The sequence below is a fragment of the Gammaproteobacteria bacterium genome (genome assembly GCA_016199745.1).
GTDB lineage: Bacteria > Pseudomonadota > Gammaproteobacteria > Acidiferrobacterales > Sulfurifustaceae > JACQFZ01.
In genome coordinates this window covers 128259-151657 of record JACQFZ010000050.1, presented here as the reverse complement: position 1 = coordinate 151657, position 23399 = coordinate 128259, and the positions used below count along the sequence as shown (strand labels likewise).

Below are 23399 nucleotides of genomic sequence, written 5' to 3'. Positions count from 1 at the left end.
GCTGGGTCGGCGAATTCTTGACGCGCCGCCACGCTATCTGCGCGAACTGATGCCGTGGCGAGCGATTCCACCACTCGCGGCACAAGCCATGTCTGCCTATGCAGCGAAGAGCTGAAATGCGGGGAAACCTCAGGGTCTGACCCCGATTTTGAAAAAAGGAAATTGCAGTCTGACCTCGATTTTGTCTAGAATCCGGCCTTCTTTCTAAAATAACTCTCCTTCCTTCATAACGGCGAGCCACTACAAATCGGCCGCCGCTCCCAGGAATTGACGTACTCAAAAAGGGTGATCATGCGGACTATCAAAATAGACGAGATAGGCGAAAAGCTCGAAGAGCTTTTACGCGAACAAAACCCGATCGACGAAGACGTAGCCATTGTCGACGCTGCCGGCAATCGGCTGGGCGTCGTTATCCCAGACTACGCGTATCAGTTCCTCCTCAAGAAAACGGAGGAAGAAGAAGACAAGAAGGATCGCAAAACAATCGACGAGTTTCGCAAATCGGGAGAAGCAAATGACTGATCGGCGTTCGGAAGACTTCGCGGACTTGATGGATATCAAACGGCAGAAAGAGGAACAGCAGAAAGAAAATATGCCGTTAACCAACTGGGACGACGTGAAGCACCCTCGCAACGACGACGAGAAAAATAAAAATGGCTTATGAAGTTAAATTTAGCAAAAACGCAAAAAAGTCGTACGAAAAATTACCTGCCAACATTCGGACTCGCATTGATAAAAAGCTAGATTACCTGCGGATCACCCCGCGCGGAAATGACACGATTATGTTGTCCGGCGAGATCAATACATTTCGGACACGGGTCGGAAGTTATCGCATCGTTTACGAAATCCACGAGGATAAATTAGTGGTATGGATCCTCGATGTTGATCACCGTAAGGATGTGTACCGGGGCTAGGGCGTGTGATCGTGCTTAGGCGGCTCGTCCCCGCACTTCGCGCTTGATGCGCTTTCCGGCATCGCGCCGCGTTACGCGCAGGTCGTAAGCCTGCTGCAGATTCATCCAAAACTCGGGCGTCGTTCCGAAATAGAGAGAGAACCGCAGCGCTGTGTCGGCCGTGATACCGCGATCGCCATTGAGAATCTGAGTGATGCGGTTCGGCGGTACGCCGCAGGCCTCGGCGACCTGACTTGCGTTCAGCCCGAGCTCGTCCATCTCTTCCTGCAGGTGCTCGCCAGGGTGTATAGGGCGCATGTTGTTCATCGGTTAACCCCGTTAGTGATAATCCACAATCTCAACGTTGTGCGGGCCGTTGTCTCGCCACTCAAAGCAAATCCGCCACTGCCTATTGATGCGGATACTGGACTGGCCTTTGCGATCGCCTTTTAGAGTCTCCAAGTGGTTACTCCGTAAGGCGGCCAGGTCAGCCAGGGAAGTGACGGCATCTAACCGCTCTAGGCGGCGCTCAGCCTGCTCCACAAAACCGTCGAAGCGCCGGACCCGTTTGCCTTGATAGAGTGCTTGGGTATCGCGATCGCGAAACGATCGGATTGTCATTGCAAAAGCCTATCAGTTTTACGTTTTACGTCAAGCGTAAACGTCGACGCCGCGCCGCAACGAGCCGCAAACAATCGAAAAAGAATAGGGGTTACCCGTTAGCTCGTAGGATGGGTTGAGCGCTAACGATACCCATTGTCACTATGCTCCGGTTCCATTACAGCGCGAGCACTTACCGGTTCCCCAGCAAGTGCCGCAGTTCTCACCCGTGCCACGACACACCCAGCAGCGACCGTTGCCGTTGCAGGCGGCGCATACGGCGGCGATACGCAGGAAACGTGCGTTGTCGGTCGCAGTGGATATCTTGTGGATAGCGTGGAGGTGTTGCCTGTCTGCGATGAACCGGAAGGTCATTTTTTCGCTCCTTGCGAGCCAAAAAGGGGTGGGACGGATTTAAGAAACCGCTGATCTTTTTCCCGTGGACAGTTACTTGAGCCCGGTTTTCGGTGTTCTTGGGTTGTCGTCACGATCGTCGGGTAACGTTAACGGAGCTAAAAAATAGAAACCAGGTTCGGTTCGGCGAAATAAAACAACCCGAGGTGCAGCGTTGTCGGTGGAATCAAACGAGGTAAGCAATATTTGCCGGAACGCTTTTTTGCGCATGCGGTCACCTTCCCTGGGCGGTACTGAACGAGGGCTTCTTTGAGTGAAGTTTATGCGGGGGACACCGTCAAGTGCGGTGGCGGGGCGGATGGTAGATTCTTTCTAAGGACGATTTTAAAAAAACGCGTGGGCAGGAAAGCGCTGCCCACCCTACATGAATTATTCAGCGTTTCCTTTCACCGGCCACGTGTTCCATGCTGTTGTTGACTGTCTTGAAACGATCCAGGTATAAAAACAACGGCGCAAAGTTTTCGTGCTTGCGTTGTGCCTGAGCATTCGCCTGTTTGGTGTGGTCCTTCAACAGATTGCGATTGGGCAGGCCGGTTAATCGCGGAAAACCGTAGCGGTTTGCGAGGAGCGGGCAGAGGCGATGACGAGAGGATGATGAGTGTGATGGATATCGTTGCGCCCAACCCATCCCACAAATCGCAGAGGTCGGTAGACTGGACGCGAACTACGGCGCCAGCCTACCGACTTTACCGAAATTACAAAAGCTTTCCGATCGTTACGGCGTCGGATAGATATCCGCCGGCTTGACTACGATCCAGTTCTTGTCGGCAGTGACGGGCAGGCACAGCTCTTTTTGACGAGCGGCGAACTGCTTTTGCATGTCGAGGATCTGCGTCATGTATTTGTCTTTGCGATTGACCCAGAGATGAATACCACCGTGCTGGACGTCAGTCGCATGGAACAACATGTAACCATCGGACGACGGGGTGTCACCGGCGACCAGGATCGGCATTTTCCAACGATCGATGTAGGTCAAGATCGCAGCGTATTTACCGGCCATCCAGGTGTTCGGCGTCCACAGATACGGGGTCACGACTAGGCCGGTGTTGGCGGCTTCGTTGTAGGTACCTTTCGTGATCTGCAGGCGGGCGGTGGTGAGTGCCAGCGTCGTCGGATCCTTCAGCATGGTCGTCACGCCGATGACGTTCTGTGGCTTGACGTTGAAACCGTACTTCGGATCGGACAGCACCATGCGCACCAACTCTTCATGCGCGGCGGACATCACATAAACTTCGATGCCGTTCGCCATGAGATAGTTGTACAGCTCGCGTTGGCCCTGATACAGCTGTGGCCGGTTGACCGTGCCTTGCGTGTATTGGTCGCCGGTGAAGTACTCGATAGGAATCGGCTGGTTGTAAACCATCAGCTCGTCGACATAGCCCTTGAGCTGTTGCAGCGAGAAGCCGGAGAAGATCTGCGCGACCCACGGATAGCAAACCATGTCGTCGATTTCGCACAGGCGATAGTAGTAGCTGTTGAGGGTTTCTTGCTTGCCGCCGATATCCTTGAACGGGATGATCTTCAACGACGGGTCCATGGTGTCGCGCGTCAGCACGCCTTTCATCTCGAGGAACGGCAACAGCGACTCTTCGAGATCGTAACGGTAGGTCGTGTTATCGGCATCGAAGACGGCGTAGTCGCCCTTGAAGCGATGTTTGCTAACCATGTCTTTGAGTTTCGACGCTGCTTCGGTCGGCCAATGCGGCAGCGGATTTGCCGCCATCGCTGCTGACGACAGCCCTAACGCTAGCGTTATTGCTAACAATTTATGCCAAAGTTTCATTGCTTTCCTCTCTGACTTCTTCGGGTTGAGTAACGGTTACGGCTGTTACTGCGATCCCTGCGCGAAACTTCCCGACATCGGTTACAGCGACTTCTTTTTTACCCCGCGATAAATCCCGCAGTGTTCAATGGTGACGAACTTGAGAATTGGCGACGTCGATAAAGCGTTCGGGGTCGACGACTTGCGGTGCCACGTGCTTCCGCTTTGAGCGGTGATCTCGTGGCGCTACGTGATGTTCGGTATTTCCCCCGCAAAATGAGTCGTAGGGTTGTTGTCAGGGTTTTCGGTCAGTACCCCTAAGACCAACGGGGAACTTGAAACCACTTTAGAGGAGAAACGACGACTTACTTGATGTAATGCGTCGTATTTATGACGTTTTTTATAATATGCACAATATTACACAATTTATGGCGACGGACCGAGGATGGCGCCGGTGTCCCATCCGTTAATTCGTCAAAGCGTTCTTTACAAAACCACAAGTTTTCCCCTCTCCCTTGTTCCCTCTCCCGCAAGGGGAGAGGGAGACGCAACGTTAAGCGTCTGGGGATTCTTTAACGAATTAATGACTCAGGACACTAGATCGCGTTAGAAGTGTTCGGCGTATTACCCCTCTCCCACCGGGGTTAGGGAGAGGGGGTTAGGTAAAACTGTCGATGTTTCATACACCCCTCTCCCCACAAGCGGGGAGAGGGGATATTTGCTTAAGGTAGTGCCATTGGGTTCAGAAGGAAATTGGTTTGGAGTGCGATAGGGTGAGTTGGGCATCGCCTTGCTCAGTCCATCCTACATAGCGGTTTAAGATAACTAAGGGATCGGCGGTATCACTACGCGCCGTCGTTTTTCCACGAGCACGTGGGTGATGACGGCAGTCACGACGATTGCACCGCCGATAAGCGAGTGTGTCGACGGTACTTCGCCGAATGCCAACCAGACCCAAAACGGTGCCAGCGGAGTTTCTAGCGCGCCGATCAATGCCGTTTGCACCGCCGGGATCAGACGTGAGCCGACGGTGAAGAAGGTATAGCCGACGCTCATTTGGAACAGACTGAAGAGCACTAAGTAACCGAGATGATCCGACTGAACCTGGAACGTCGTTACCAGCGGTAGCGCGACAACCGCCGTCAGCAGGTTCGACATGCAGGCCGTGAATAGCATCGGCACGGACCGATAGGCGCGGATCATCACCATCGTAATGGCGAAGGTGAGCGTCATGGCGAACGCTAAAAGGTTACCCCAGAGATCGCCGGCGAAGTCCGATCCGCGCAGCATGATGGCAACACCGCAGATGGCAACGAGACTCGTGATCAGTGTGCGGGCGGTTACTTTTTCGCGGAGCCAGGCCCATGCGAGCACGGCGGCGATAAAGGGAACGGTGGCGTAGATGATCATTACATTCGCCACGGTCGTCAGCTTGACGGCGCAAATGAATGTTACCTGAGCGATGACGCCGAGAACGGTGATGGTCCAACCGGCCCAGCCGAAGCGGCGCAGTACGTCGACGGTTGTGCGGCCGTAGTACCAGAGAACGCAGGCGGCGATAAATATTCCGCCGAACAGACCGCGCCAGAAAAGTGTGCTCCAAGCGTCGAGCGGGATCAGCCGCGTGAAGAATCCGGCGGTGCTCCAGGCGATGGCGGAAACGGCGACTAACAGTACGCCGAGCCGATGTTGCCTGTGTTCCTCGTCGGTCACGTGTGGGAACTGGCTCGATCTATCCGTTTTATTGCGAGCGCGTCCGGGTTGGGTATCGTGCGGCTCTGCTGGAAGATTAGCAGAGTTTGTTTCACCCAAACCCTCCCCCGCGAAGTGGGGGAGGGATGAGAGTTTTAAAGCAACGTCGTTATTACTTAGTAATTGGCGTCGGGGAACGCCGCCTTGCGGCGATTGACGTAGTCCTGCAATGCTTCGTCTACCGCCGGGTCGAGCGCCGGCGCTTCGTACTCGCGCAGCATTCTCTTCCACAGCGTGTTGGAGCGTTGCGCCATGTCTTGCGCGCCTTCGATTTCCCATTGCTCAAAGCTGTTGTTATCGGCAATCGGCGAACGATAGAACGCGCTTTCGAAGTTGGCTTGAGTGTGGGCGCAACCGAGGAAGTGCTTGCCGGGGCCGACGTCGCGGATGGCGTCCAGTGCTTGGCCGTTCTCGGAAAGATCGACACCGGTGAGCAGCGTGTGCGCCATGCCGGCTTGGTCGACGTCCATGATGAACTTCTCGTAGCCCATCGACAGACCGCCTTCGAGCCAACCGGCGGTGTGCAACACGAAGTTGACGCCGGCGAGGCAGGTGGGGAGCAGCGTGTTGGCGGCTTCGTACGCGGCTTGCGCGTCCGGGATCTTCGATGCGCACAGGCCACCGCCCGAACGGAACGGAACACCGAGACGACGCGCCAACGCGGCCATTACGTACAGCACCAACGCCGGTTCCGGCGTGCCGAACGTCGGTGCGCCCGATTGCATCGAGATCGAAGAGGCAAAGCTGCCGAGCACGACCGGTGCACCCGGATTGACCAATTGTACGAACGCCATACCGGCCAACGCTTCGGCGAACGTCTGCGCGGCAGTGCCGGCAACTGTCACCGGCGACATCGCACCGGCGAGAATGAACGGCGTGATGATCGTCGCTTGGTTGTTACGTGCGTAAACCTTGGCGGCGCCGAGCATGGTGCTGTCGAAGGTCATCGGCGAGTTGGCGTTGATCAAGCTGATGATGCAAGTGCGCGGCTTGCCGGTGGCGGGATCGATGTAGTTATCGCCGAACAGGATTTTGGTCATTTCGACCGTGTCCTGCGCGCGCTCCGGCGCGGTGACCGAGCCCATGTACGGTTTGTCGCTGTACTTCATATGGCTGTACACCATATCGAAGTGGCGCTTGTTCACCGGCAGGTCGACCGGCTCGCAGATCGTGCCGCCAGAATGGTGCAGCGACGTCGACATATAAGCGAGCTTTACGAAATTGCGGAAGTCTTCGATGGTGGCGTAACGGCGGCCTTCATCGAGATTGCGAATGAACGGTGAACCGTACGCCGGTGCGAACACGGTGTTCTTGCCGCCGATGACGACGGTGCGTTCGGAGTTACGGGCATGCTGCGTGAACTCGCGCGGCGCGGTTTTTTGGACCAGTTGGCGGCACATGCCGTGCGGGAAGCGCACGCGTTCGCCCTTCACGTCGGCGCCGGCGGCTTTCCAGATTTCTAGCGCTTCGGGATCGTCGCGGAATTCGATGCCGATCTCTTCGAGAATCGTATCGGCGTTGCGTTCGATGATGCTCAGACCTTCCTCATCGAGTACCTCGAAGTACGGAATTTTGCGAGTGATATAAGGGATCGAGGTAGTGGAACGGGCCGATCGAGCGGCACGTTTGGCTTCGCGACCGCCACCGGCGCGCCGGGCGGAACGTGGGGGTTGAGCCTGCTGGTCTTGCATGGTATCTCCTGGTGTGAGGGACGGGGCCGTCCGTCATGCGTCTGAAATAATGAAGGAATTGCGGAAAACGTGCTCCCCGCCACCGGCAAAGTATGGTAAGAGAGCGCTCTAGCTTCTGACTGCTTTGCGACATCGTGTTATGTGTCCACGCCAATCCGCCGGACTATTATCTAACGGGTCCAGCGTCGCAAGCGGTCATTCCGCGAATCATCGACGACGTCGCAAAAATGCATGGACTCGTCGTGGGGGAGGGGAGCAAAAACTTCGCGAAACCCTAGGATTCGCGATCATATCGGCACTTTCACGTTGTAGACGGAGATTATTGAATGGTCGCAAAAGTTATCGACGGGCGGATCATCGCCCAACATGTTCGCGAAGAATGTAAGGGTCGGGTGGCGGCTTTGAAGGCTCGCGGCATTCAGCCTGGCCTGGCAGTGATCTTGGTCGGTAGCGATCCTGCTTCCAAGGTATACGTCGCGCATAAGATTAAAGCTTGCACCGAGGTTGGTCTCAAGTCGACTGCCCATGAATTCGCCGCCGACGCCAAGCCGGAAGTGGTCGAAGCGCTTATCCGTCAGCTCAACGCCGATCCGTCGATCCACGGTATCTTGGTACAGCTGCCGTTGCCGCCGCAATTCAACATGCAGCGCGTGCTCGAAACCATTTCCGTCGATAAAGACGTCGATGGTTTCCATCTCTACAACGTCGGCAGTCTCATGACCGGCAACACCGTGTTCCCGCCGTGCACGCCGTTCGGTGTCATGAAAATGCTCGAGCACGAAAAGATCCCCATTCGTGGGCAAAATGCCGTCGTCGTCGGTCAAAGCAATATCGTCGGCAAACCGATGGCGATGTTGTTGTTGCAGCAGGGCGCGACCGTTTCTATTTGCCATTCCAAAACCCGCGACCTCGCACAGTACACGATTATGGCTGACATCCTCGTTGTCGCCGTTGGTAGGCCGAAGATGATCATCCCGCAGATGGTCAAGAAGGACGCAGTCGTGATCGACGTCGGTATCAATCGCTTGCCCGACGGCAAGCTCGCCGGCGACGTGGACTACGACGGCGTCAAAGAGAAGGCGTCGTACATCACGCCGGTACCGGGCGGCGTTGGGCCGATGACGGTGACGATGTTGGTCAGCAATACGATCGCCTCAGCCGAGCGCGGGGCCAACGCAGCAGCGGGTGCGAAAGCGAAGCAAGCATAGTTCAAGTAGGGTGGGCAGCGTTTTTCTGCCCACGCGGACGTAAGAAAACACGTGCGCAGAAAAACGTTGCCCACCCTACACAAGTTAATTCTTTCTTCAGACAGAATCGGGGGCGTTAAGTGGAAAACGTGCAACGTGAAGCGATGGAGTACGACGTCGTCATCGTCGGCGGTGGTCCTGCGGGACTCGCGGCTGCCATTCGCTTGAAGCAGTTGGCGGCCGAGAAGAGCCAGGAGATCAGCGTCTGCTTGATCGAAAAGGGCTCGGAAATCGGCGCCCACATTCTGTCGGGTGCGGTGATGGATCCGCGCGCGTTGAACGAATTAATTCCCGACTGGAAAGAAAAGGGCGCGCCGCTCGACACGGTTGTTACCGAGGATCGTTATCTCATCTTGAGCGAGACCGGCGGCTTTCAAATTCCGAACGCGTTGCTACCGGGTTGTTTCCACAACGAAGGTAATTACGTCATCAGCCTCGGCATGGTGACGCGTTGGCTGGGGACCCAGGCCGAGGCACTCGGCGTGGAAATTTTCCCCGGCTTTGCCGGCGCCGAAGTGTTGTTCGACGAGAACGGCGCGGTTAAAGGTGTCGCCACCGGTGACATGGGCATCGGCAAAGACGGCAAGCCGACCGATGCCTACCAACCCGGTATGGAGCTGCACGCGAAGTACACATTCTTCGCCGAAGGTTGCCGCGGCCATCTCGGCAAGCAGCTCGAGCAAAAGTTTGGCTTGCGCGACGGCGCCGGCCCGCAGTCCTACGGTATCGGCATCAAAGAGCTGTGGGAGATCAAACCGGAAAATCACAAGCCCGGTCTCGTCATTCACACCGCCGGCTGGCCGTTGCCGTCCGATACCTACGGCGGTTCGTTCCTGTACCACTTCGGCGAGAACCTGGTGTCGATCGGCCTGGTCGTCGGCTTGAGCTACAGCAATCCGTATCTGTCGCCGTTCGAAGAATTCCAACGCTACAAGCTACACCCGAAGATTCGCGCGTTTCTCGAAGGCGGCCGTCGTGTGTCCTACGGCGCACGCGCCATCGCCGCCGGCGGTTTGGCAGCGTTGCCGAAGTTTGTGTTCGCGGGCGGTTGCTTGGTCGGCGACGACGCCGGCTTCCTCAACGCCTCGCGCATCAAGGGCAGCCATGCGGCGATCAAGTCCGGCATGATGGCGGCCGAGAGCGCGTTCGCGGCGTTGACCAATGGCCGCGCGCGTGACGAGCTGAAAGATTACCCCGAAGCGTTCCGCAACAGCTGGCTGTATCAAGAGCTGCACAAGGCGCGCAATTTCAAACAGTGGATGAGCAAAGGTCTGCACGTCGGTTCGCTCATGTTCTGGGTCGATCAAACCGTGTTCCGCGGCAAGGCGCCGTGGACGCTGAAGCTGACGCCGGATCACACCAAACTGAAGAAGGCGTCGGAGTGCACGCCGATTCAATATCCGAAGCCGGATGGCGTGCTCAGCTTCGATCGCTTGTCGTCGGTGTTCCTCTCCGGCACTAATCATGAAGAGAACCAGCCGGTGCATTTGCAGTTGAAACGGCCGGAAGTGGCGATCGACACCAACCTTGCGCTGTACGACGCGCCGGAGCAGCGTTATTGCCCGGCCGGCGTGTACGAGATTGTGCGCAACGACGCCGGTACGCCGCGGATGCAGATCAATGCGCAAAACTGTGTGCATTGTAAAACTTGCGATATCAAAGATCCGACGCAGAACATCAACTGGGTCGTGCCGCAGGGTGGAGAAGGGCCGAACTATCCTAATATGTAGTGCCGGACGTTTCGGTATTATGGACGCGTCGTTCGAGCGAACGACGCGTTTTTTCGTTGAGTATCATTCCGACGTACACGCGTGCCGCTCAACGTCGCGAGTGGGTGTTGTGCTAGGCTGAAGTCTCTGCTGAAGCTTCCGATGCGTGCACCTTCCATCATAGAGCTCCCATACCGTCCTGACAGTGCCGATAGCTTCGAGGCATTGGCCGATCGCCCGTGGTCGATGTTCATCGACAGTGGTCGGCCATGGAGTTCGCAAGGGCGTTACGACATTCTCGTCGCCGATCCCATCGAGACGTTGGTGACGCGCGGTGTAACCACCGAAATTCGTTCGGCCGACACGGTGGTGCAATCGTTCGACGATCCGCTGACGTTGTTGCAGCAGTCGTTAACGCGGTACGGATTGATAACGCCGATGGCGTCGTTGCCCTTCGTTGGCGGTGCGGTCGGTTACTTCGCCTACGATCTCGGCCGCCGGTTCGAGCGTTTGCCTGCCGTTGCCACCGATGTTGGACAATTGCCCGAGATGGCGGTCGGCATTTACGACTGGGCGGTCGTCGTCGATCACGTGGCACAGCGGAGCGCTTTTGTCGCGGTTGGCACCGATGCTGAACGTTACGAATCGTTGGCAGCGTTATTTCACCAATCGTCGTTGCCGCCTCAACGAACGGCGTTGCGTGCGTTGGCGCCGTTGGACACCACCCTCGATCGCGATGGTTACGGCGCCGCCTTCCGGCGCGTGCTCGGTTACATCGCCGCCGGCGATTGTTATCAAGTTAATTTGGCGCGGCGTTTTTCCGCGCCGGTTGCCGGCGATCCCTGGGCCGGTTATCGCGCGTTACGTTCATATAATCCGGCGCCGTACGCGGCCTATCTCAATACGCCCAATGCGCAAGTGCTGAGCGCGTCACCCGAGCGCTTCCTGCAAGTTCACGATGGCGTCGTCGAAACGAAGCCGATCAAAGGCACGCGTCCACGCCATGCCGATCCGGCGGTGGATAAACGTATCGCCGCTGAACTTCTCGCGAGCGCGAAAGACCGCGCCGAGAACGTCATGATTGTCGATCTATTGCGCAACGATCTCGGCAAGGTTTGCGAGTACGGCAGCGTGCACGTCGATGCGCTGTGCGCGCTCGAAAGTTTCGCCACGGTGCATCATCTCGTCAGTACGGTCAGCGGTCGACTGGCGCCGAAAGTGCAAGCGATCGACGTCTTGCGCGCTTGTTTTCCGGGCGGCTCGATCACCGGTGCCCCGAAGATTCGGGCGATGGAAATTATCGAAGACTTAGAACACGAACGCCGCGGCGTTTATTGCGGCGCGATCGGTTATATCGGTTTCGACGGCGCAATGGACACGAACATTGCCATTCGGACGATGGTGCATCAGCAAGGCGAAATGCGATTCTGGGCAGGCGGTGGGTTGGTGGCCGATTCGGTGGAAGACTCGGAGTATCAAGAGACGATCGATAAGGCGGCGGCGTTGGTGGCGTTGTTGCAGCCGTAATCGAAGCGTTCCTCTCTCCCCTTGCGGGAGAGAGGACAGGAGAGAGGGGGCTTATTATTCCCCCTCTCCCCCGGGAGTGCTGTTAACGCGCCAACGCCTCAATCGCCTCGCGATCGGTCGAAAAGAACGCCGCTGTACCCAGCTGTTGCGCTAACCCGTCTTTCTCCATCATCTCTCGAACCTGCTTCTTTACGCCCGAGAACCGCAAGGCGATTCCACGGTTATCGAGATAACGATGCAATTGCCGCAACGTCTCGATGCCGGTCGCATCGATGTCGTTCGCCGGTGAGCTACATAACAACACCGTGCGTATGTCAGCCGTTTGTTGCGTGCGCTCGATGACGTAACGTTCGAGTACCGGTGCGCTGATGTACGTGATTGCGGCATCCATACGAATCGCGAGGACCTCGGACGCGAGCGGTGGCAAGTTGTGCACGGCGCGATCGCGCAACGTACCGTCGCGATGTACGCCGACTTCGAGCAGACGCGGACGTGCGCGGCGATACAAGAAGCACAGCATCGATACGGTAAAGCCGGTAAATACGCCGACGTGGAGGTACGGCACCGAGAACAATGTCACTGCAAACGTGGCGATGGCAACGCCGCCATCGTCGCGTGAGGTGCGCCACAGCTTTCGGAAGACAGCGAAGTCGAGCAGGTTCAATGTCGGTACGATAATGACGGCTGCTATTACCGCACGCGGCAGGTGATACAGGTAGTCGGTAGCCCACAGCAAACATATCAACACGCACGCGGTCGTGAACAAGCTTGACCAACCGCCGACCGCGCCGGCGTAAGCGTTGAGCGCCGAACGCGAGAACGAGCCGCTCACCGGGAACGCACCGCTCGCGCCGCTGGCAATTTTCGCCAGCCCTTGGCCGATCAATTCTTGATCGACGTTCCATTGCTCACCGCGTTGGCGTGCCAGGGTTTTGCAGCTGGCCATGGCTTCGGTGAAGCTGATGAGCGCGATGATGACCGCGGCCGGCAATAGGGCACGATGCAGCGCCCAGCCGATCGCCGGGATCCGACCTATTTCTGGGAAGCCGCTGGGGATTGCGCCGATAACGGCGCCGCCGCTGTCGGCGAAGCCGATCATGTCGCTGACGACAATAGCGGCGATGCAAACCAACAGCACACCCGGAAGCCGCGGCAACAAACGTTTCAACAAAATGAGCGACACCAGCGCCGTTACGCCGAAGGCAGCGTTCTGCAGAATTTCTTGCGGCATCTGCCGCGCCATATCGGCCGCACGGCTAGGCCACGTGACGTTGATATCGGTCGGTAAACCGAGCAGCGCCGGCAGTTGCGACAAGATGATGATCAACGCGGCGGCGTTAATGAAGCCGGAGATCACGGGAAACGCGACGAAGTTGGCGATCAATCCGAGGCGTAGTGAGCCGAGTAATAGTTGGATGACGCCGGCATAGATCGCCAGCCAAATTGCCAGCGATACCCAATCGGCGCTTGCCGGTGTGGCTAGTGGCTGGAGCGCGGCGAACGTCAGCAGGCTGGTGAGCGCCACAGGTCCTGCGGCGAGCAGCGGCGACGAACCCCAAAGTATTCCAACGATGCACGGCAGCAATGCCGCATAGAGTCCGGTGACCGGCGGCATGCCGGCGAGCGTGGCGTAGGCGAGCGATTGCGGAATGACGACGAGACCGACGCTGATGCCGGCCCAAGCATCTTTGCGTAATGAATCAGCGGTAGGTTGTGACCAATTAAGGAACGGAAAGAAGCGGCGCCAATTCATCGACGGGTTACATCCTCTGCCCGCGGTAACAGGGCGGGGTAAGAGGAATAGTAACCTGAAACATCATTCGTTCCTTCTCTCGAGAGAAGGAACGTAATGATGGACTAGGTATTACAACGCGGAATGGTGGTATAAAAATTTCGCATGCCGAGTGGCAGCAAGGTTTAGCGCCGCGCGGCTTCGATCGCGTCGGCTTTTTTCAACAGTGCTTCCACCATGCGAATGCTGGCGAGGTCGATCAAGCGGCCATCCAGTGACACCGCACCTTTGCCTTCTTTGGCGGCTTGCGCCATTGCTTCCATGATGCGCCGTGCTTTCTTCACTTCCGCTTCGGTCGGCGTGTACACCTTGTTGGCGAGCTCGATCTGCGACGGATGGATCGCCCACTTGCCTTCGTAGCCCAACACCGCCGCGCGATTTGCTGCCGCGAGATAGCCGTCGGGATCACTGAAGTCACCGAACGGGCCATCGATCGGCCGCAAGCCGTAAGCGCGGCACGCGACCAGCATGCGCGTTTGCGCGGCGTGCCATTGATCGGTCCAGTAATAATCGCGATGGCCGTTTTCGTCTTTGTCGGTGAGCACACCGGAATCTTTATTGACGCCGCCGATGACGGTGGTGCGTGCGCGGGTCGACGCGGCGTAGTCGGCGACGCCAAACGACATCGCTTCCAAGCGCTTGCTCGACTGCGCGATCGCGTCGACGTTGGCCATGCCGAGGGCGGTTTCGATCAGCACTTCGAAGCCGATGCGCTTGCTGCGGCGCTTCGCAGTTTCGATCTGCGTCACCATCATGTCGACGGCGTAGACGTCGGCGGCGACGCCGGCCTTCGGAATCAAAATCATGTCGAGCCGCGGGCAGGCTTCGACGATGTCGACCACGTCCCGATACATGTAATGCGTATCGAGGCCGTTGATGCGGACCATCATCGTCTTCGTGCCCCAATCGATGTCGTTCAGGCCTTGAATGATGTTCTTGCGCGCTTGCTCTTTGTCGTCGGGCGCCACGGCGTCTTCGCAATCGAGAAAAATAATATCGGCGGCTGATTTCGCCGCTTTCTCGAACAGGCTAGTGTTGGAGCCGGGAACGGCTAGTTCGGAGCGGTGAAGGCGGGGGGTGGCTTGTTCGATGTTGGTAAAGCTCATGGCTTGTCCTTTCTGAAAGTGTTCGATGATTGCTCGATGGGATAGCTGAGTGGTTTTGTTGAATCACCGCTTTATCTAAAGCGTCCCCCTCCCCCCTTGCGGAGGAGGGGACAGGGGAGAGGGGGAAGAATGAATACGATTACCCCTCTCCCCCTTCCCCTCCCCCGCAAGGGGGGAGGGGAGCCTAGTGTGATGCAGCGGGGCTCAACAGAGCGCTGCGATTCTTTACGCCGAGACCTTGCGGTCGCTTTTCGAAGCCAGCGCCTTGCCAACCGTCGAACCCAGCTCCGACGCGCTCGGTGCCACCGACAAACCAAACGACCGCATGATCTCGCTCTTCTCGGCGGCGCTGTCACCGGCGGCAGAGATGATCGCACCGGCATGACCCATGCGTCGTCCCTTCGGCGCCGTTAAACCGGCGACATAACCGATCACCGGTTTGGTCATGTTCTCTTTGACCCATTGCGCGGCTTCCGCTTCCTGCGGTCCACCGATTTCGCCGATCATGATGACGGCTTCGGTCTCGGGATCTTCCTCGAACAACATCAGGTGATCGAGGAACGAGCTGCCATTGATGGGATCGCCGCCGATGCCGACGCTGGTGGTGACACCGAGGCCGGTTTCGGCCAGCTGCGCGGCAGCTTCATAGCCAAGCGTGCCCGAGCGCGAGACGATGCCGACCGAGCCGCGACGATAGATGTGCCCCGGCATGATGCCGAGCATTGCCTTACCGGCGCTGATGATACCGGCACAGTTCGGACCGACGACGGTAGTGCGGCGTTGCTTCGGATAGCGGAACAGGTAACGCTTCACCTGCATCATGTCTTGCGCCGGGATGCCGTCGGTGATGACGCACACCAAGCGCAAGCCGGCGTCGGCCGCTTCCATGATCGAATCGGCGCAGAACGGCGGCGGCACGAACACGATGCTGGCGGTGGCACCGGTGGCGTTGACCGCGTCCTTCACCGTGTTGAACACCGGTTTGTCGAGATGCTTCTGGCCGCCTTTACCCGGCGTGACACCGCCGACGATGTTGGTGCCGTAAGCGATCATTTCCTTGGCGTGGAAGGTAGCCTTGTCACCGGTGAACCCTTGTACCAGCACCGGCGTCTTTTCGTCGATCAATATGCTCATCGGGCTGCTCCTGATTTGGTCTTGGCACGATGCAGCTTCGACGCCTCGACCGCTTTTTGCGAGGCATCGAGCAGCGTCTCGGCGCTGATGATGGGAAGTCCGCTTTCTTCGATGATGCGACGACCTTCTTCGACGTTGGTACCGGCGAGTCGCACGATCAACGGCACATCGAGATTACGTGCCGCTTGCACCACACCTTGGGCAACCCAGTCGCAACGGTTGATGCCGGCGAAGATGTTCACCAGGATCGCCGAAATGTTTTTATCCGATAGCACCAGCCGGAATGCCGCCGCCACGCGCTCAGGCGAGGCGCCGCCGCCGACATCCAGGAAGTTGGCCGGTTCACCGCCGGCATACTTAATAGTATCCATCGTTGCCATGGCCAGACCGGCGCCGTTGATGATGCAGCCGATGTCGCCGTCGAGGCCGACGTAGTTCAGGCTGAACTTGGCCGCTTCGGCTTCACGCGGGTCTTCTTGCGCGTGGTCCTGCATCTCGGTGATCTGCGGATGGCGGTACAGGCCGTTATCGTCGAACGACATCTTGGCGTCGAGCGCATACACGCGATCGTCTTTCATCACCACCAGCGGATTGATCTCGATCATAGTGGCATCGAGCTCGCGAAACGCCTGGTACGCGCCCATGATGGCCGCGGCCGCGCGGCTGACTTGTTTGATATTGAGGTCCAAACCGAAGGCGAGCTCACGCGCCTGAAATTGGCGTAAGCCAACGGCCGGTTCGACGATGGTTTGCAGCAGCGCCTCGGGGTGATCCTTGGCGATCTCTTCGATGTCCATGCCGCCTTGGGCGGAGGTGATGACGCGGATGCGTTCGGTCTTGCGATCGAGCACGAAGCCTAAATAGATCTCGCGCTCAAACGATTCCGCTACTTCGACGTATACGCGGCCGACGATTTTGCCGTCGGGGCCCGTCTGGGTGGTAACGAGTCTTTTGCCGAGTAGCGCTTCTGCCGCTTCGTGCACTTCGTGATAGGTCCGGCATAGCTTGATGCCGCCGGCCTTACCGCGCGCGCCGGAATGAATTTGTGCTTTCACGACCCAACGGGCACCGCCGAGCTCGGTCGCGGCATAGACCGCTTGATCCGGCGTATACGCTACTTGGCCGCGTTGAATCGGCACCCCAAATCGAGACAGCAATTCCTTTGCCTGGTATTCGTGAATGTCCACCGTATGCTCCTCAAAGGATGAAAAATCGGGTCAGATCTCATCTCATCGCGTTAGCGCACGTTGTTCCTTTCTCGTTGGAAAGGCGATTCGTTTTTTTGTCACTACGTGCGGCGGCGTTCGGGCGATGAACTTTTTTAATCGCGGCTCTGTGGATTCGGTCGATCGGCGTCTATCGTCGCCGGCAACCGCACCCACAAAGCCACGGGTACTCACATGTTGCTTCTCGTGGTCGTTACGCTTTGGCAGCGACAGCGGAGTGGAGCGGTGTGACCGTCTTCTTGCCGAAACGGTCGTGCGTACGCCAATACGTCGAGGCAGCGGCGACGCCACTGCCCGGCGTGACTTTGATGCCCACGTCGAGCATAGCCATCTCGCTGCCGGCAATCGCACTCATTAGCATGAGTTCGTTCAGATCGCCGAGATGACCGATACGGAACACTTTGCCGGCCACCTTCGACAGGCCCGCACCCAACGCCAGGTTGTAGCGACGATAGGCAATGTCGATCACGTCGGCGGCGTTGAAGCCCTCCGGCACAACGATCGCACTGACCGTGTCGGAGTACCACTTCGGTTCTTTGGCGCAGACTTTCAGCCCCCAACCTTGCGTTACCGCGGCGCGCACGCCCTCCGCCAGGTAATGATGTCGGGCAAATATATTGTCCAAGCCCTCTTCAAAGATGATGTTTAGCGACTCGCGCAGCCCATAGAGCAGCGATAACGCCGGGGTATAAGGGAAATAACCGGTGGCATTCGCTTTGACCATATCGGCCAGGTCGAAGTAACAGCGCTTGGACTTGGCGCTTTCCATCGTTTTCAACGCCTTTGGGCTAACGCCGAGGAAGCTCAAGCCGGCCGGCATCATGAAGCCTTTCTGCGAGCCGGTGATGGCGAGGTCGATGCCCCAGTCGTCCATGCGGAAATCGATGCTGGCCATCGAGCTGACAGCGTCGACATACAGCAGCGCCGGGTGCTTGGCGGCGTCGAGCGCGCGGCGGACGCCGGCGATATCGCTGGTGACGCCGGTGGCGGTTTCGTTATGGCAAGCGAGGATGCCTTTGATCTTATGATCTTTGTCGGCCTTGAGCGCCGCTTCGACGCGGTCGAGCGGCACGCCTTCGCCCCATTCGCAGTCGATGACTTCGACGTCGAAACCGAGGCGCTCGGCCATGTTGATCCAAAGCAAGCTGAATTGACCGAAGCGCACGGCCAAAATTTTATCGCCCGGCGACAACGTGTTGGTCAGTGCCGCTTCCCAGGCGCCGGTGCCCGACGACGGGAAAATAAAGACCGAGCCGCTGGTGGTTTTGAAGACCTTCTTCAGATCGGGCAGCAGGCTGTTGGTGAGCTCCGGGAATTTGGATGACCGGTGGTCTTCCATGGCGACAACCATGGCACGTTGGACCCGGTCGGGGACATTGGTAGGGCCGGGAACGAACAGATGGTTTCTGCCGGGGATCCGCGTGCCTTGGGTTTGTGACATGGGTTGCTCCTAAATTAATTAAGAATGTTAATTGGTAATATCTTAAGTAGCTTTGTGGGACCGCGACAGTCGTATTGCGACAGTGCAGCCTGCCCCGATTACGGCGGCGACGCCGCCATTGGGTGCCTGAATCTCTGATCTAGTTTTACCCCTGTCATCAGCTTCGGTGTCCGCGCCAGCTATTTCTAAGTGCCCGTTATATAGGCAGTCACTGGTTGCCAGCCAACCCATTTACAGGTGTGGCAAACGCTAAGGATTTCACCGAGCAGGAATACCGACGCGTAATGATCTACCGGAACTGCGCTGTAAGTCGAGCAGAAAATGGATCTAGCGCTTCCCGAGAACAGAGCCCTTACTGAAAGCCAAAGGAGATAGGGCGGGGCAAGCCGCCCTATCTAGTTGAAATGAAACCGCTGCGGTAGCGGGTATGGCGATCAATTGATAACGATGGCGCGGAAATCGTTGATATTGGTCAACGTCGGCCCGCTGATAACGAGATCATTTGTGCACTCGAAGAAGCTGAAGCTGTCGTTGTTCGCCAGCATCGCCGCGGGGTCGAGGCCGAGTGCCCGGGCGCGGGTGATGACATCCGGGGTAACCACAGCGCCGGCATTGCGTTCGGTGCCGTCGATGCCGTCGGTACCGGCGCAGATACCGTGGATACGTGGTGCGTCGTTCAGGGCGATAGCGAGAGCCAAGGCGAACTCGCCGTTGCGGCCGCCTTTGCCGTTGCCGCGGATGGTGACGGTGGTTTCACCACCGGAGATCAGCACGCACGGCGTCGACGTCGGTTGCCCATGACGGCGTACCTGCATGGCGATGCCGGCGTGTACTTTTGCCACTTCCCGCGCTTCGCCTTCGATAGCGTCGCCCAAAATTAAAGTTTGGTAACCGGCGTTGCGCGCCACTTGAGCAGCGGCCTCGAGGCCGTCTTGAGCGCGGGCGATGGTGATCGATTCGCAGCCGTCGAAACACTTGTCGCCCGGCTTCGGGCTTTCCAGTTTTCCTTGCTCCAATAAGGCGGTGATGTGCGCCGGCGTGGCGATGTTGTACTTCTTGAGAACGGCGAGCGCATCGGCGCAGGTCGTGGGATCTGGCAACGTCGGTCCGGACGCAATTGTCGTCGGATCGTCGCCCGGCACGTCGGAGATCAGCAGGGTGACTACGCGCGCCGGCCGCGCGGCGGCGGCGAGGCGTCCGCCTTTGATCGCCGACAAATGTTTACGCACGGTGTTGAATTCATGAATCGCTGCGCCCGAGCGCAGTAACGCGCGGGTGAGGGCGCGTTTATCGTCGGCGGAAATTTCCGGCGCCGGCAACGACAACAGCGCCGAGCCGCCGCCGGAGATCAGCGCAATCACTAAATCGTCCGCTGTCAGCCCGGCGACGTCGGCGAAGATCGCGTTGGCGGCGCGCATGCCGGCATCGTCCGGCACCGGATGGCTCGCTTCGATGAGGTTGATGTGTTTGAGCGGCAACGCATTGCCCGCCGGTACGACGATGGTCCCCGACAGTTTCGTCGGCCATTGTTTCTCGACCGCCTGCGCCATCGATGCCGCTGCTTTGCCGGCGCCGACGACGATGGTGCGTCCGTTCGGCGGCTTCGGCAGAAATTTGCCGATCACGCGCGCCGGGTCGGCGGCGGCAACGGCAGCTTGGAACATATCGAGCAGCAGCTTTTTTTCAGGTGCGGGCATGGGTTTCAGCAATCGGTGCGGTTGATCCAGTAGGGCGCAAAGTATCGATCAGTTGCGACTTTGTCTAGCGATCTTCTTTATGCAAATACGTCTTTGACGGTTATCAATTCGCCCGGTTGGTCGGGCTCGTAGCCCGGCACGTGGCTGATGACTTCCTGAAATTCGGGTCCGCGCAACATCGCGATCAATTCTTGTAGTCCCGGTTGCCGCAGCGTCTTATTGCGGCAACCGAGCATGTAGCGTTCTTTTACCATCGGCACGAAATCGAGTTTGAATTGCCGTGCCGCCGGTTCGACACCGAAGCCGACGTCGGCCATGCCGCTGGCGACGAATGCCGCTACCGCGGCGTGCGTGAATTCACCGCCTTCGTAGCCCGGAATGCGGCGCGGATCGATGTCGAGCGAGCGCAGCATACCGTCGAGCAACGTTCGCGTACCGGAGCTGCGTTGCCGGTTGACGAAGCGGATGCCCGGGCGCGTCAGATCGGATAGCGACGAAATGTTGAGCGGATTGCCTTTGGCCAGGATCAAGCCTTGCGTGCGAATGACCAATCGCACGATCTGCAGTTGCCGTGAGCGTAGCCACTTAGCATACGGTGCCCATAATAAGTTACTGAGCTCGCCGATCGGCACGTGAAAGCCGGCGAGCTCGCATTGCGATTGCGACAGCGAAGTGAGAGCGGCAACGCTGCTCATGTATTGCAGATCGACTTCGGCGTGGCCGTAACGGCGCATTAGCGGCGGCAGTTTCTCGACGGCGTAGCCGTGGCTCGCGTGCAGCCGAATGATCGATTGCGAATTCTTGAGACCGCGGTTGATTTCGAGATTCAGATCCGAGGCGATGTTTTCGAGTTGTTGAAATAGCCGCGCGTCGCTGCGTTGTTCCGCCCACAACAAGCGTGCGCCGAGCGGTGTGAGTGTTGCGCCCTTGCCACGTTGCATATGGACCAACGGGCTGCCGAAGAACTGTGACCACTTGCCGAGCAGATCCCAGGCATAACGGTACGAGATCTTGGCCTGCTTAGCGGCGAGGGTAAGCTTGCCGGTGTCGTGTATAGAACCGAGTAGACGAAACAATTGTGGGTCTACTGTCTCCCCAGTTTCGCTAATGAAGGTCCAGGCCGGCCGAATCGTTATTTTTGCCATTGGCACAAAAACTCATATTTGCCGTTTCGTTAACCAGTGCTAGGTTTAACGCTCATATGGGAACCACCGTTCGGTTCGCATATGCGCCTACATCATAATCGTAGCGCCCCAGTGGTCCCTAGCTTTACCTTACGCGAGGATGAGAAATGCCAGACCCAGTCGGGCAATCCAACGCCGCCAGTGCGGTTGCTGCCGCCATTGCCGCGCAGAAACACCGCCCCGGCGCGCTTCTGCCCATACTTCATGAGATCCAGGACAACCTGGGTTACGTCCCCAAGGAAGCGGTGCCGGTCATCGCCAAGGCGTTGAATCTGTCGCGCGCTGAGGTCCACGGGGTCATCACCTTCTACCATCATTTCCGTTCGTCCTCGCCGGGTAAGCACGTCGTTCGCATCTGCCGCGCCGAAGCCTGCCAGTCGATGGGCGCCGAGCGCCTGATCGAGCACGTGCAGACATCGCTCAAAACGGAGATGCACGAAACCAGCGCCGACGGCCGTTTCACGATCGAGCCGGTTTATTGCTTGGGTAATTGCGCGTGCTCGCCGGCGGTCATGATCGACGATCAACTGCATGGCCGGGTCGACGCCAACAAGTTCGACGACATTCTTAAGAATCTGAAGGAGACGGCATGAGCATCACCGTCTATGTCCCGCGTGACGCCGCCGCGCTGTCGTTAGGCGCCGATGCCGTCGCGCAAGCGATCACCGCGCAAGCGGCGCAGCTGGGTGCGGCGATCAAGCTCGTGCGCAACGGTTCGCGCGGCATGTTTTGGTTGGAGCCGTTGGTGGAAGTCGCAACACCAACTGGTCGCGTAGCCTACGGCCCGGTAACGCCGAAAGACGTCGCCAGTTTGTTCGCCAGCGATTTTCTGCAAGCCGGCAAACATCCGCTGCTGCTTGGCGCCACCGAAGAAATTCCTTACCTCAAGAAACAAGAACGCCTCACCTTCGCCCGCGTCGGTGTGATCGATCCGATCTCGGTCGACGACTACGTTGCTAACAACGGTTATCGCGGTTTGATTCGTGCGCTGACGTTGGACGGCGCGGCGGTGGTGCAGCACGTGCTCGATGCTGGATTGCGCGGCCGCGGCGGTGCGGCGTTCCCGACCGGTATCAAATGGAAGACCGTGCTCGGCGCACAGGCCGATCAGAAGTACGTCGTCTGTAACGCCGACGAAGGCGACTCCGGTACCTTCTCCGATCGCATGATCATGGAAGGCGATCCGTTCGTGCTGATCGAAGGCATGACGATTGCCGGTATCACCGTCGGTGCCAGCAAAGGCTACATCTACCTTCGCTCCGAATATCCGCATGCCGAGATCGCGCTGAACCAAGCGATCGAGGCAGCATACGCCCGCGGTTATCTCGGCGAGAACATTTTGAAGTCCGGCAAGCGCTTCGATCTCGAAGTGCGTCGTGGCGCTGGTGCTTACATCTGCGGCGAAGAGACCTCGCTGCTCGAAAGCCTCGAAGGCAAACGCGGCATGGTGCGCTACAAGCCGCCGCTGCCGGCGCTGCAAGGGTTGTTCGGTAAGCCGACGATCATTAATAACGTCATCTCGTTCGCGAGCGTGCCGATTATCTTGGACAAGGGCGCCGATTTTTATAAGAACTACGGCATGGGCCGCTCGCGCGGCACGTTGCCGTTCCAGCTTGCCGGCAACGTCAAGCACGGCGGTCTAGTAGAGAAGGCATTTGGTTTGACGCTGCGCGAGTTGCTGTTCGACTTCGGCGGCGGTTCCGCGACTGGTAAACCGATCCGTGCCGTCCAAGTCGGCGGCCCGCTCGGCGCCTATTTGCCGGAATCGCAATTCGACACGCCGCTCGACTACGAGGCGTTCGTCACCATCGGCGCCATGATCGGTCACGGTGGCGTGGTCGTGTTCGACGATAGCGTCGATATGGCGAAGATGTCGCGCTACGCGATGGAGTTCTGTGCCATCGAATCGTGCGGCAAGTGCACGCCGTGTCGCATCGGTTCGACCCGTGGTGTCGAAGTGATGGACAAGATCATCGCCAATCAAGATCGCGAGGCGAACGTGGCGTTGTTGCGCGATCTTTGCGACACCATGCTCGCCGGCTCGCTGTGCGCGCTCGGCGGCATGACGCCGTATCCGGTGGTCAGTGCGCTCAATCACTTCCCGGAAGATTTCGGGATTAAGGCGCGCACGCGTAGCGCTGCGTAACGTGCAGCACTGAGTTAATTAATGAGTTCCTTCCCCCTCAGGGGGAAGGTCAGGATGGGGGTGGGTTTGTCAGGCACA

Annotated in this window: 21 protein-coding genes; 8 read left to right on the top strand and 13 right to left on the bottom strand. The window is 58.2% G+C overall.

Annotated features, from left to right (window positions below; all coding sequences use genetic code 11):
* Positions 1–291: 291 nt before the first annotated feature.
* From HY308_13790 to HY308_13780, 3 genes are read left to right on the top strand one after another with little or no spacing between them, the layout of a single operon-like run.
* Positions 292–522 carry a hypothetical protein gene (locus tag HY308_13790; GenBank protein ID MBI3899352.1) on the top strand — a complete coding sequence of 77 codons (231 nt, stop codon included), beginning with the start codon at positions 292–294 and terminating at the stop codon, positions 520–522.
* Positions 515–664, top strand: coding sequence for a hypothetical protein (locus HY308_13785; protein MBI3899351.1), 150 nt, complete (start codon positions 515–517; stop codon positions 662–664). Before HY308_13790 ends, HY308_13785 begins: the two co-directional genes overlap by 8 nt.
* Positions 654–914: a type II toxin-antitoxin system RelE/ParE family toxin gene (locus HY308_13780; protein MBI3899350.1), complete on the top strand. Its 261-nt coding sequence runs from the start codon at positions 654–656 to the stop codon at positions 912–914. The genes HY308_13785 and HY308_13780 overlap by 11 nt, the downstream gene beginning before the upstream one ends.
* Before the next feature lie 15 nt (positions 915–929).
* On the opposite strand, the gene HY308_13775 is transcribed toward HY308_13780, so the two are convergent.
* The 6 genes from HY308_13775 to HY308_13750 form a co-directional block, all read right to left on the bottom strand.
* Positions 930–1220 (bottom strand): HigA family addiction module antidote protein, encoded by a 291-nt coding sequence (locus tag HY308_13775; GenBank protein ID MBI3899349.1) that lies wholly within the window; start codon positions 1218–1220, stop codon positions 930–932.
* 12 nt (positions 1221–1232) lie between these two features.
* Complete coding sequence (locus tag HY308_13770) at positions 1233–1514, bottom strand: type II toxin-antitoxin system RelE/ParE family toxin (GenBank protein ID MBI3899348.1); 282 nt, start codon at positions 1512–1514, stop codon at positions 1233–1235.
* Positions 1515–2280: 766 nt separating this feature from the next.
* Positions 2281–2535 (bottom strand): diguanylate cyclase, encoded by a 255-nt coding sequence (locus HY308_13765; GenBank protein MBI3899347.1) that lies wholly within the window; start codon positions 2533–2535, stop codon positions 2281–2283.
* 87 nt (positions 2536–2622) lie between these two features.
* Complete coding sequence (locus HY308_13760) at positions 2623–3690, bottom strand: haloacid dehalogenase-like hydrolase (GenBank protein MBI3899346.1); 1068 nt, start codon at positions 3688–3690, stop codon at positions 2623–2625.
* Between the two features lie 804 nt (positions 3691–4494).
* Positions 4495–5382 (bottom strand): DMT family transporter, encoded by an 888-nt coding sequence (locus tag HY308_13755; GenBank protein MBI3899345.1) that lies wholly within the window; start codon positions 5380–5382, stop codon positions 4495–4497.
* 155 nt (positions 5383–5537) lie between these two features.
* Positions 5538–7112, bottom strand: a complete 1575-nt coding sequence (locus tag HY308_13750; GenBank protein ID MBI3899344.1) for a trimethylamine methyltransferase family protein — start codon at positions 7110–7112, stop codon at positions 5538–5540.
* A 326-nt stretch (positions 7113–7438) separates the two neighbouring features.
* Here HY308_13750 and folD point away from each other — a divergent pair, with 326 nt between their 5' ends.
* From folD to pabB, 3 genes are all read left to right on the top strand, one after another.
* The gene (folD, locus tag HY308_13745; protein ID MBI3899343.1) at positions 7439–8320 is read left to right on the top strand and encodes a bifunctional methylenetetrahydrofolate dehydrogenase/methenyltetrahydrofolate cyclohydrolase FolD; all 882 of its coding nucleotides are present in this window, start codon (positions 7439–7441) and stop codon (positions 8318–8320) included.
* Between the two features lie 128 nt (positions 8321–8448).
* Positions 8449–10089 (top strand): electron transfer flavoprotein-ubiquinone oxidoreductase, encoded by a 1641-nt coding sequence (locus HY308_13740; protein MBI3899342.1) that lies wholly within the window; start codon positions 8449–8451, stop codon positions 10087–10089.
* A 141-nt stretch (positions 10090–10230) separates the two neighbouring features.
* On the top strand, positions 10231–11595 hold the full coding sequence (gene pabB, locus HY308_13735) for an aminodeoxychorismate synthase component I (protein MBI3899341.1): 1365 nt from the start codon (positions 10231–10233) through the stop codon (positions 11593–11595).
* A gap of 82 nt (positions 11596–11677) precedes the next feature.
* Here the strand turns inward: pabB and HY308_13730 are convergent, their stop codons facing one another.
* From HY308_13730 to HY308_13700, 7 genes are all read right to left on the bottom strand, one after another.
* On the bottom strand, positions 11678–13348 hold the full coding sequence (locus tag HY308_13730) for a SulP family inorganic anion transporter (protein MBI3899340.1): 1671 nt from the start codon (positions 13346–13348) through the stop codon (positions 11678–11680).
* 164 nt (positions 13349–13512) lie between these two features.
* Positions 13513–14493 carry a CoA ester lyase gene (locus HY308_13725; GenBank protein ID MBI3899339.1) on the bottom strand — a complete coding sequence of 327 codons (981 nt, stop codon included), beginning with the start codon at positions 14491–14493 and terminating at the stop codon, positions 13513–13515.
* A gap of 225 nt (positions 14494–14718) precedes the next feature.
* Positions 14719–15627, bottom strand: a complete 909-nt coding sequence (gene sucD, locus HY308_13720) for a succinate--CoA ligase subunit alpha (GenBank protein ID MBI3899338.1) — start codon at positions 15625–15627, stop codon at positions 14719–14721.
* Positions 15624–16814, bottom strand: a complete 1191-nt coding sequence (locus HY308_13715; protein MBI3899337.1) for a malate--CoA ligase subunit beta — start codon at positions 16812–16814, stop codon at positions 15624–15626. The genes sucD and HY308_13715 overlap by 4 nt, the downstream gene beginning before the upstream one ends.
* A 232-nt stretch (positions 16815–17046) precedes the next feature.
* Positions 17047–18294 (bottom strand): aminotransferase class V-fold PLP-dependent enzyme, encoded by a 1248-nt coding sequence (locus HY308_13710; GenBank protein ID MBI3899336.1) that lies wholly within the window; start codon positions 18292–18294, stop codon positions 17047–17049.
* Positions 18295–18728: 434 nt separating this feature from the next.
* Positions 18729–19991 (bottom strand): glycerate kinase, encoded by a 1263-nt coding sequence (locus HY308_13705; GenBank protein ID MBI3899335.1) that lies wholly within the window; start codon positions 19989–19991, stop codon positions 18729–18731.
* Positions 19992–20068: 77 nt separating this feature from the next.
* Entirely contained in the window at positions 20069–21136 is a 1068-nt protein-coding gene (locus HY308_13700) for a helix-turn-helix transcriptional regulator (GenBank protein MBI3899334.1), read from the bottom strand.
* Between the two features lie 146 nt (positions 21137–21282).
* On the opposite strand from HY308_13700, the gene HY308_13695 reads away from it, so the two are divergent.
* Both HY308_13695 and HY308_13690 read left to right on the top strand, forming a co-directional pair.
* Positions 21283–21768 carry a formate dehydrogenase subunit gamma gene (locus HY308_13695; protein ID MBI3899333.1) on the top strand — a complete coding sequence of 162 codons (486 nt, stop codon included), beginning with the start codon at positions 21283–21285 and terminating at the stop codon, positions 21766–21768.
* On the top strand, positions 21765–23321 hold the full coding sequence (locus tag HY308_13690) for an NADH-quinone oxidoreductase subunit NuoF (protein MBI3899332.1): 1557 nt from the start codon (positions 21765–21767) through the stop codon (positions 23319–23321). The genes HY308_13695 and HY308_13690 overlap by 4 nt, the downstream gene beginning before the upstream one ends.
* The last annotated feature ends 78 nt before the right edge of the window (positions 23322–23399 follow it).

Excerpts from the sequence above, each read along its gene's own strand:
- HY308_13790 (MBI3899352.1), top strand. The coding sequence starts at position 292 with ATGCGGACTATCAAAATAGACGAGATAGGCGAAAAGCTCGAAGAGCTT.
- HY308_13785 (MBI3899351.1), top strand. The coding sequence starts at position 515 with ATGACTGATCGGCGTTCGGAAGACTTCGCGGACTTGATGGATATCAAA.
- HY308_13780 (MBI3899350.1), top strand. The coding sequence starts at position 654 with ATGGCTTATGAAGTTAAATTTAGCAAAAACGCAAAAAAGTCGTACGAA.
- HY308_13775 (MBI3899349.1), bottom strand. The coding sequence starts at position 1,220 with ATGAACAACATGCGCCCTATACACCCTGGCGAGCACCTGCAGGAAGAG.
- HY308_13770 (MBI3899348.1), bottom strand. The coding sequence starts at position 1,514 with ATGACAATCCGATCGTTTCGCGATCGCGATACCCAAGCACTCTATCAA.
- HY308_13765 (MBI3899347.1), bottom strand. The coding sequence starts at position 2,535 with ATGGGTTGGGCGCAACGATATCCATCACACTCATCATCCTCTCGTCAT.
- HY308_13760 (MBI3899346.1), bottom strand. The coding sequence starts at position 3,690 with ATGAAACTTTGGCATAAATTGTTAGCAATAACGCTAGCGTTAGGGCTG.
- HY308_13750 (MBI3899344.1), bottom strand. The coding sequence starts at position 7,112 with ATGCAAGACCAGCAGGCTCAACCCCCACGTTCCGCCCGGCGCGCCGGT.
- folD (MBI3899343.1), top strand. The coding sequence starts at position 7,439 with ATGGTCGCAAAAGTTATCGACGGGCGGATCATCGCCCAACATGTTCGC.
- pabB (MBI3899341.1), top strand. The coding sequence starts at position 10,231 with ATGCGTGCACCTTCCATCATAGAGCTCCCATACCGTCCTGACAGTGCC.
- HY308_13730 (MBI3899340.1), bottom strand. The coding sequence starts at position 13,348 with ATGAATTGGCGCCGCTTCTTTCCGTTCCTTAATTGGTCACAACCTACC.
- HY308_13725 (MBI3899339.1), bottom strand. The coding sequence starts at position 14,493 with ATGAGCTTTACCAACATCGAACAAGCCACCCCCCGCCTTCACCGCTCC.
- sucD (MBI3899338.1), bottom strand. The coding sequence starts at position 15,627 with ATGAGCATATTGATCGACGAAAAGACGCCGGTGCTGGTACAAGGGTTC.
- HY308_13710 (MBI3899336.1), bottom strand. The coding sequence starts at position 18,294 with ATGTCACAAACCCAAGGCACGCGGATCCCCGGCAGAAACCATCTGTTC.
- HY308_13705 (MBI3899335.1), bottom strand. The coding sequence starts at position 19,991 with ATGCCCGCACCTGAAAAAAAGCTGCTGCTCGATATGTTCCAAGCTGCC.
- HY308_13700 (MBI3899334.1), bottom strand. The coding sequence starts at position 21,136 with ATGGCAAAAATAACGATTCGGCCGGCCTGGACCTTCATTAGCGAAACT.
- HY308_13695 (MBI3899333.1), top strand. The coding sequence starts at position 21,283 with ATGCCAGACCCAGTCGGGCAATCCAACGCCGCCAGTGCGGTTGCTGCC.
- HY308_13690 (MBI3899332.1), top strand. The coding sequence starts at position 21,765 with ATGAGCATCACCGTCTATGTCCCGCGTGACGCCGCCGCGCTGTCGTTA.